Consider the following 6,740-nt stretch of genomic DNA (forward strand, 5'->3'; position numbering starts at 1 on the left):
GCGGATTTGCACGAACTGGCCCGGGGTTAGCTTGCCCTCCGGGTTGGCGACCTCGCCGCGGATCGACACCAGCCGGCTTGCCGGGTCGATCTTGGGATCGATGCCGCGGATGGAGCCGGCAAAGGACATGTCGGCAGCGTTGCTGCCGATCCGCACCGTCTGGCCGATCTTCAGCAGCGGCAGCTGCTGTTCGGGCACGGTGAAGTCGACCCGCATCGTGTCCAGATCCTGGATCGTGACGACTGAGTTGCCGGGCGCCAGATATTGGCCAATGTCGATCTTCGGAATGCCGACCGTCCCGGTGAAGGGAGCTGCGAGTTGCTTTTGGTCGAGCACGGCTTGCAGCTTGTTCACTTGCGCGGCCGATGCGGTCGCCGCCGCGCGCGCGGCATCAAGCGTAGCGTCGGTGCCGACGCCACGCCGCTGCAATTCCAGCGCGCGGGTCAGCGCCGCCTGGTCGGATGCTGCCTGAGCCTTCTGTGCCACCAGATCGGCCTTCTCGACGGCATCGTCGAGCTGCAGAAGCACAGCGTCGGCCGCAACCTTCTGGTTGGCGTGGAAGAGGATGTCCTTGACGATGCCGGCGGTCTCGACGGTCAGGTCGACGCCGCGCACGGCGTTGACGGTGCCGATCGCCTCGACGCCGGGCGTCCAGTTCGAAGGCTTCGCCACGATGGTCGACACTGTCGCCGCCGGCGGTTTCATGGTGGCGAAAAACTGCTTGATCGCATTGTCGCGAAACAGGTTGAAGCCGACGATGCCGGCGCACACCACGGCGAGCAGCAGCAGAATTCCGGTGATGATGAAGAAGCGCTTCACGGATAGTTCCCCTCGAGCCGGCAACCGGCAACGTCAATTGCCGGGACACATATCGACGATAAATCCCGATTTCAAATTGCGGGCGCCTTACTGTACCGTCTGGACGGTCTTGTCAATTCCACAAGGCCTAATGTAAGGGAAGGCGTGATGAAAGCTCGCAGGGCAAACTCGCGCGACAGGATACTTGCAGCGGCAGCCGACGTGGCGCGCGAGGCGGGCCCGGGAAGCCTGTCGCTCGACGCCATCGCCAATCGGGCCGGCGTGTCGAAGGGCGGTCTGCTCTACAATTTCCCGACCAAGGCCAAGCTGATGCAGGGGCTGGTCGAGAATTACCTCAGTGCTTTCGAGCAGGCGCTCGAAGAACGCACGGCCGAGGCAAGCGATGAAAGCGCGCTCGCGGCCTACATACGGCTCTCGGCCGATGATTGCGAGAAGCCGAAACCTTCGGCCTCCTGGATGTTCTCCGCGATCGCCGAGGATCCGGAATTCCTCACGCCGATCGAAGCGTTCAAACGGCAGCTGTTCGAAAGGCTGAAGGGGGAAACGGACGACCTCGGCTCGCTGCTGGTTTGTTTCCTCGCCATCGAGGGGCTACGCAGCATGAATCTTTTCGATTCAGACGTGCTGTCGCAGCAGGAGCACAAGCTCCTGGTTTCCTCGCTTCTCAAGATAGCCGGATAGGTCGCAGGCTCACATCAGCGGCGGCAAAGACGCTGAGACAAAGACGGCGCCTTTCGCGGCGCTCTCTTCATTTGTATCCAGTGCGTGGAGCGAGCGCTCACCGGTACGCAAAAAGACCGCCGGATTTTTCCGACGGCGCGGTCATAGTTGCCGAATGAAAGGTATCAGGTCGGGTCTTCGCGATGCAGGTCGTGGATGGCGACGCCTTCGACATTGGTCGGCAGCATCAGCCACTGCTTGTGACGCAGCGTCCGTTCGGTGTCCTCGAGGCCCATCTCCCAGTGCTCGCGCATCGAGGTGCCCGAGAACTCATAGTCCTTGGCGTGGCCTTCGTAGCCTTTGTGCTGGTAGATCAGGTGGACGATGTTGACCACGCCGGCGTCGGAATAGTCGGCAATCAATTCCTTCTCGCCCTCTATCAGAAATTCCGGCGGAACGCGCTTCAGTGCATCGAGCAGCTTCATCTTCAGCGCATGGATGCGCTGGAAATTGTCGGTGTTCTGGCGCGTGCGGCTGGAATACATGATGTCCTTGTGACGCGACAGCACGTCGGCCATGCCGCGCGGCAGCACGCCGCGAGCGCTGAACAGGTCGACCTGGAAGACCAGCGAGGTGCGGTCCTCTTTCTGGTCGAGCAGATATTGCAGCGGCGTGTTGGAGACGATGCCGCCGTCCCAGTAGTACTCGCCCTCGATGCGGATCGAGGGGAAGGCCGGCGGCAGCGCGCCGCTCGCCATGATGTGCTCCGGTCCGATGCGCACCTTGTCGGTGTCGAAATAGACGAAGTTGCCGGTCCTGACATTGACGGCGCCGACACTCAGCCGCTTTTTACCGTCGTTTAGAATGTCGAAGTCGATCAGGCTTTCCAGCGTGTCCTTCAGCTCGGCGGTGTCGTAGAAGCTGGTAGCGCCTTCCGCCCCCGGCAGCTGGAACCAGGGATTGGGATGGCGTGGCTTGAAGAAGCCGGGCTGGCCCATAGTCATCGTCATCCACGAAGAAGTGCGGTTGCGGATGTCGCGATAGATGTCGCCTTCGGGCGTATAGGCCCAGATCTTCCGGCCCGAGACCGTCTGCCAGAACTGCTCCAGCCGCTGCAGGCGCCGGCTCGGCTCGTTGCCGGCGATGATCGATGCGTTGATCGCGCCGATCGAGACGCCGGACAGCCAGGTCGGCTCGCAGCCGGCGTCGGAGAGCGCCTGATAGACACCGGCCTGATAGGCGCCCAGCGCGCCGCCCCCCTGGAACACCAGGGCGATGCGGTCGTATTGCGCCGTTATTTCCTCGATGGTGGCGGCTGCCGTGTTTTTTGGGGTGCGTTCAAGCACGAGCCTTCTCCGGCTGGATTGCGCTGGTCGCGGACCGGCCGGCGAGATAGTCGTGAACGACCTCGCCCAGTCCGAGCGTCAGATCGGCGATGAAGTGGACGGCCGAGACCACCTCCACTACCGGCAGCTTGGCGACGTCGGCCATGACGTGCGGCCGAAGGTCGAGCGCGGCCGGCGCCGTCCAGGCTTCCTTCAGCGTCACGTCGGTGAGGTAGTAACGGACCAGCTCGCAGATGCGCGGGCTGCCGTCGACATGCGGGATGATCTTGACCAGAAAGTTTGGCGCGGCGAGCGAGGCGAGCACCTGGTCGTGGTCGGCCTCGCGGTGCTTGTAGCCCATGGTGCCGGTGGCGCAGAGCACGCTGCCATAGTGGAGGGTGCCGACCACCACTTCGCCCTCATGCACGATCTTGGGGCTGGCCAGCTTCTTCGGGAATCCCCAGAGCTCGCGGCCGCCGGCGATCGGCGCGTCGTCGTCGAGATACATGGAATGGACATAGCCGCCATGTTGTCCGCCGAAGCGCACAGGAATCACCTGACCGGTCTCGGTATAGTCGCCGAAGCCGGTCGAATCCGGCATGCGGATGAACTCATACTTGACCAGCGGCTCATCGATCTCGAGCGGCTTCGGCACGACGGCTTCCAGCGCCTCGCGCGTCGTGCGGTAGGTGATGATGATGTATTCGCGGTCGAAGAAACGGTAGGGGCCTGGCGGAAAGGAAGGGTTGGTAAGCGGCATCGCATAGGCGCGCTTCACGACTTCGGCGATTTCCAAGCTGTTCACCCTTCAGGAATGACACACGCGACACGCACAGGGATTATGTTGCACGGCACCATGACAGTGCCATGTACGCCCTAGGACCGCCAGCTTCCTGTCGCTCGAACTGCATCACAACATTGTAATCGCACCGAAATACGGGCATGGCATTGTTATGTTGCGGCGCACAAACTATGTGGTCAACAGTCCCTCCCTCCACGTGCGAGATCTGCCATGGGTTCCCTGTCTTCCAAGAATGCGCTCGTCACTGGCTCGACCAGCGGCATCGGCCTTGCAATCGCCCGCGCCTTTGCCGCCGAGGGCGCCAACATCACCATCAACGGCCTGGGCGATGCCGCGGCGATCGAAAAGGAGCGCGCCGGCATCGAGAGGGATTTCGGCGTCAAGTGCCGCTATTCCGGCGCCAACATGATGGACGGCGCGGCGGTCACCGCCATGATCCGCGAGGCCGAGGAGGCGTTCGGCAGCCTTGACATCCTGGTCAACAATGCCGGCATCCAGCATGTCGCGCCGATCGACGAGTTCCCCGACGACAAGTGGGAAGCAATCATCCGCATCAACCTGCTTGCCGCCTTCTATGCCATCAAGGCGGTGCTGCCGGGCATGAAGAGCCGCAAATGGGGCCGCATCATCAACACGGCCTCGGCGCATGCGCTGGTCGCCTCGCCGTTCAAGTCGGCCTATGTCTCGGCCAAGCACGGCATTGCCGGCCTGACCAAGACGGTGGCGCTGGAAGTCGCGCAGGATGGCATCACCGTCAATGCGATCGCGCCCGGATATGTCTGGACGCCGCTGGTCGAGAAGCAGATCCCCGACACGATGAAGGCGCGCGGCATGACCGAGGAACAGGTCAAGCACGATGTGCTGCTTGCCGCGCAGCCGACCAAAGAGTTCGTCAGCGTTGAGGAACTGGCGGCACTGGCGCTGTTCCTGTGCTCGGATGCGGCCAAGCAGATGACCGGCACAACCCTGCCGATGGATGGCGGTTGGACGGCGCAGTAAGTGCAGCCTCCAAAGAAGGTGCGGGGCCGCGCCTCCCTCGACAAGAATTCTTGACAATCGTAGGGGAGCGTTCCAGCATCCTGGCTAAGGGGTTCCCCGCGACGACCCCGTGAGGCGTCAGCCCAACGATCGCGTCCAAACTCTCTTCGTTCAGGAGGTGGACGCCATGCCGTCAACAACTCAGATCACAGTGCCGCAGCTTGCCCGACTGGTCGGCTTGCCGGATGCACCTCGTCTCGTCGACGTACGCATCGACGACGACTTTCAAGCCGATCCGCGGCTGCTGCCGGCTTCTTACCGGCGCGACTTCAGAACCGTCTCGACCTGGGGGGCCGACTTCTCCGGATCCAAGATCGTGGTCATCTGCCAGCGCGGAGAGAAGCTCTCGCAAGGCGTTGCCGCGTGGCTGCGCCACGAGGGCATTCCGGCGGAATCGTTGGAAGGCGGTTTCGCGGCCTGGGCCGCCGCCAAGGCGCCGTTAGTCGCGGCCGACGCCATTCCGCCCCGCGACGGGAAGGGTCGCACCGTATGGGTCACACGTTCCCGGCCGAAGGTCGATCGCATCGCCTGCCCCTGGCTGATCCGGCGATTTGTCGATCCTGGCGCCGTGTTCCTGTTCGTCGACCCGGCCGAGGTGCCCCTGGTCGCGGACCGCTTCGCCGCGGTGCCCTTCGACATCGAAGGCGTGTTCTGGAGCCATCGCGGCAATCATTGCACCTTCGACACGATGATCGAGGAGTTCGGCCTGCGCACCGAGGCGCTCGATCGTCTGGCGCTGATCGTGCGCGGCGCGGATACAGCGCGTCTCGACCTGGTGCCGCAGGCTGCCGGGTTTCTCGCCGCGTCGCTCGGCCTGTCGCGCATGTTCCGCGACGACCTGGAACAGCTCGAAGCCGGCATGCTGCTCTATGACGCTTTCTTCCGCTGGTGCCGCGACGCCACGGACGAGACGCATAACTGGCCGGCTGGGGGTAAGCAACAATGACCGTGCTTGCCAAGGACAGCGCCGCGCAGCCGGTCGGTGTCCCGGCTGTGCCGACCTTCAGTGAAGCGACGCGGCTATGGGCCAAGATCGGCCTGCTCTCTTTCGGCGGGCCGGCCGGGCAGATCGCCCTGATGCACAAGGAACTGGTCGAGGAGCGCCGCTGGATCGGCGAGGAGCGGTTCCTGCATGCTCTGAACTACTGCATGATTCTTCCGGGTCCCGAGGCGCAGCAGCTTGCCGTCTATATCGGCTGGCTGCTGCACCGGACGGCCGGCGGCCTCGTCGCCGGGACATTGTTCGTGCTCCCGGGCGCACTGGTCATGCTTGCCTTGAGCAGTTTCTACATGCTCTATAACGACGCGCCGGTCATCGAGGCGCTGTTCTTCGGCATCAAGGCGGCGGTGCTGGCGGTCGTCGTCGAAGCGGTGATCCGCATCGGCAAGCGGGCGCTGAAGAACCGGGTCATGGTGGCCATCGCGGTGGCGGCCTTTCTCGCCATCTATGTCCTCAAGCTGCCGTTTCCGCTGATCGTGCTTGCGGCGGGACTCATTGGCTGGGTCGGCAATCGCTTTGCACCAGGGCTGTTTTCGGGCTCGGCACACGGCAAGGGCAACGCCGCCGCCGACAGAGGCGGCGTGGTCGACCTGATGTTCGAGCGCGGCGAGCTCGGCCACACCGTGCCGACCAAATGGCACGCAGCCCGGACCATCGCCATCTGGCTGCCGATCTGGCTCGGACCGGTGGCGCTGATCGCCGTGCTGGCAGGGGCGGGGAGCGTATGGGCGCAGATCGGCGGCTTCTTCAGCCTGATGGCGGTCGTCACCTTCGGCGGCGCCTATGCGGTTCTTGCCTATGTCGCGCAAGCCGCGGTGACCTCGTTCGGCTGGCTTTCGCCCGGAGAAATGGTCGACGGGCTCGGACTTGCCGAGACGACGCCCGGACCGCTTATCCTGGTGCTGCAATTCGTTGGCTTCGCCGCCGCCTATCGCCATGCGGGCACGCTCGACCCTCTGCTTGCAGGGTCGCTTGGGGCGGCGCTCACGCTCTGGGCTACCTTTGCGCCCTGCTTCTTCTGGATATTCCTCGGAGCGCCTTACATCGAGCAGCTGCGGCAGAACAAGGCACTGTCGGCGGCGCTCGGCGCCATCAC

The 6,740-nt window shown here is 63.7% G+C and carries 7 protein-coding genes; 4 read left to right on the forward strand and 3 right to left on the reverse strand.

Annotation, left to right across the window (positions count from 1 at the left end):
• Window positions 1-819: efflux RND transporter periplasmic adaptor subunit (locus EOA32_RS31040; RefSeq protein ID WP_128373749.1), on the reverse strand; the 819-nt coding region annotated here is incomplete at its 3' end.
• Between the two features lie 147 nt (window positions 820-966).
• On the opposite strand from EOA32_RS31040, the gene EOA32_RS31045 reads away from it, so the two are divergent.
• The gene (locus EOA32_RS31045) at window positions 967-1,500 is read left to right on the forward strand and encodes a TetR/AcrR family transcriptional regulator (RefSeq protein ID WP_128373750.1); all 534 of its coding nucleotides are present in this window, start codon (window positions 967-969) and stop codon (window positions 1,498-1,500) included.
• A gap of 164 nt (window positions 1,501-1,664) precedes the next feature.
• On the opposite strand, the gene EOA32_RS31050 is transcribed toward EOA32_RS31045, so the two are convergent.
• Complete coding sequence (locus tag EOA32_RS31050) at window positions 1,665-2,825, reverse strand: patatin-like phospholipase family protein (RefSeq protein WP_128373751.1); 1,161 nt, start codon at window positions 2,823-2,825, stop codon at window positions 1,665-1,667.
• Complete coding sequence (locus EOA32_RS31055) at window positions 2,818-3,600, reverse strand: acetoacetate decarboxylase (protein ID WP_128373752.1); 783 nt, start codon at window positions 3,598-3,600, stop codon at window positions 2,818-2,820. The genes EOA32_RS31050 and EOA32_RS31055 overlap by 8 nt, the downstream gene beginning before the upstream one ends.
• A gap of 216 nt (window positions 3,601-3,816) precedes the next feature.
• Here EOA32_RS31055 and EOA32_RS31060 point away from each other — a divergent pair, with 216 nt between their 5' ends.
• The 3 genes from EOA32_RS31060 to chrA all read left to right on the forward strand — a co-directional run.
• Complete coding sequence (locus tag EOA32_RS31060; RefSeq protein WP_128373753.1) at window positions 3,817-4,605, forward strand: 3-hydroxybutyrate dehydrogenase; 789 nt, start codon at window positions 3,817-3,819, stop codon at window positions 4,603-4,605.
• 166 nt (window positions 4,606-4,771) lie between these two features.
• The gene (locus EOA32_RS31065) at window positions 4,772-5,590 is read left to right on the forward strand and encodes a sulfurtransferase/chromate resistance protein (RefSeq protein WP_128373754.1); all 819 of its coding nucleotides are present in this window, start codon (window positions 4,772-4,774) and stop codon (window positions 5,588-5,590) included.
• Window positions 5,587-6,740: chromate efflux transporter (chrA, locus tag EOA32_RS31070; RefSeq protein ID WP_128373755.1), on the forward strand; the 1,154-nt coding region annotated here is incomplete at its 3' end. The genes EOA32_RS31065 and chrA, both read left to right, overlap by 4 nt.

The sequence above is a fragment of the Mesorhizobium sp. M1A.F.Ca.ET.072.01.1.1 genome (assembly GCF_004023325.1).
Lineage (GTDB): Bacteria > Pseudomonadota > Alphaproteobacteria > Rhizobiales > Rhizobiaceae > Mesorhizobium.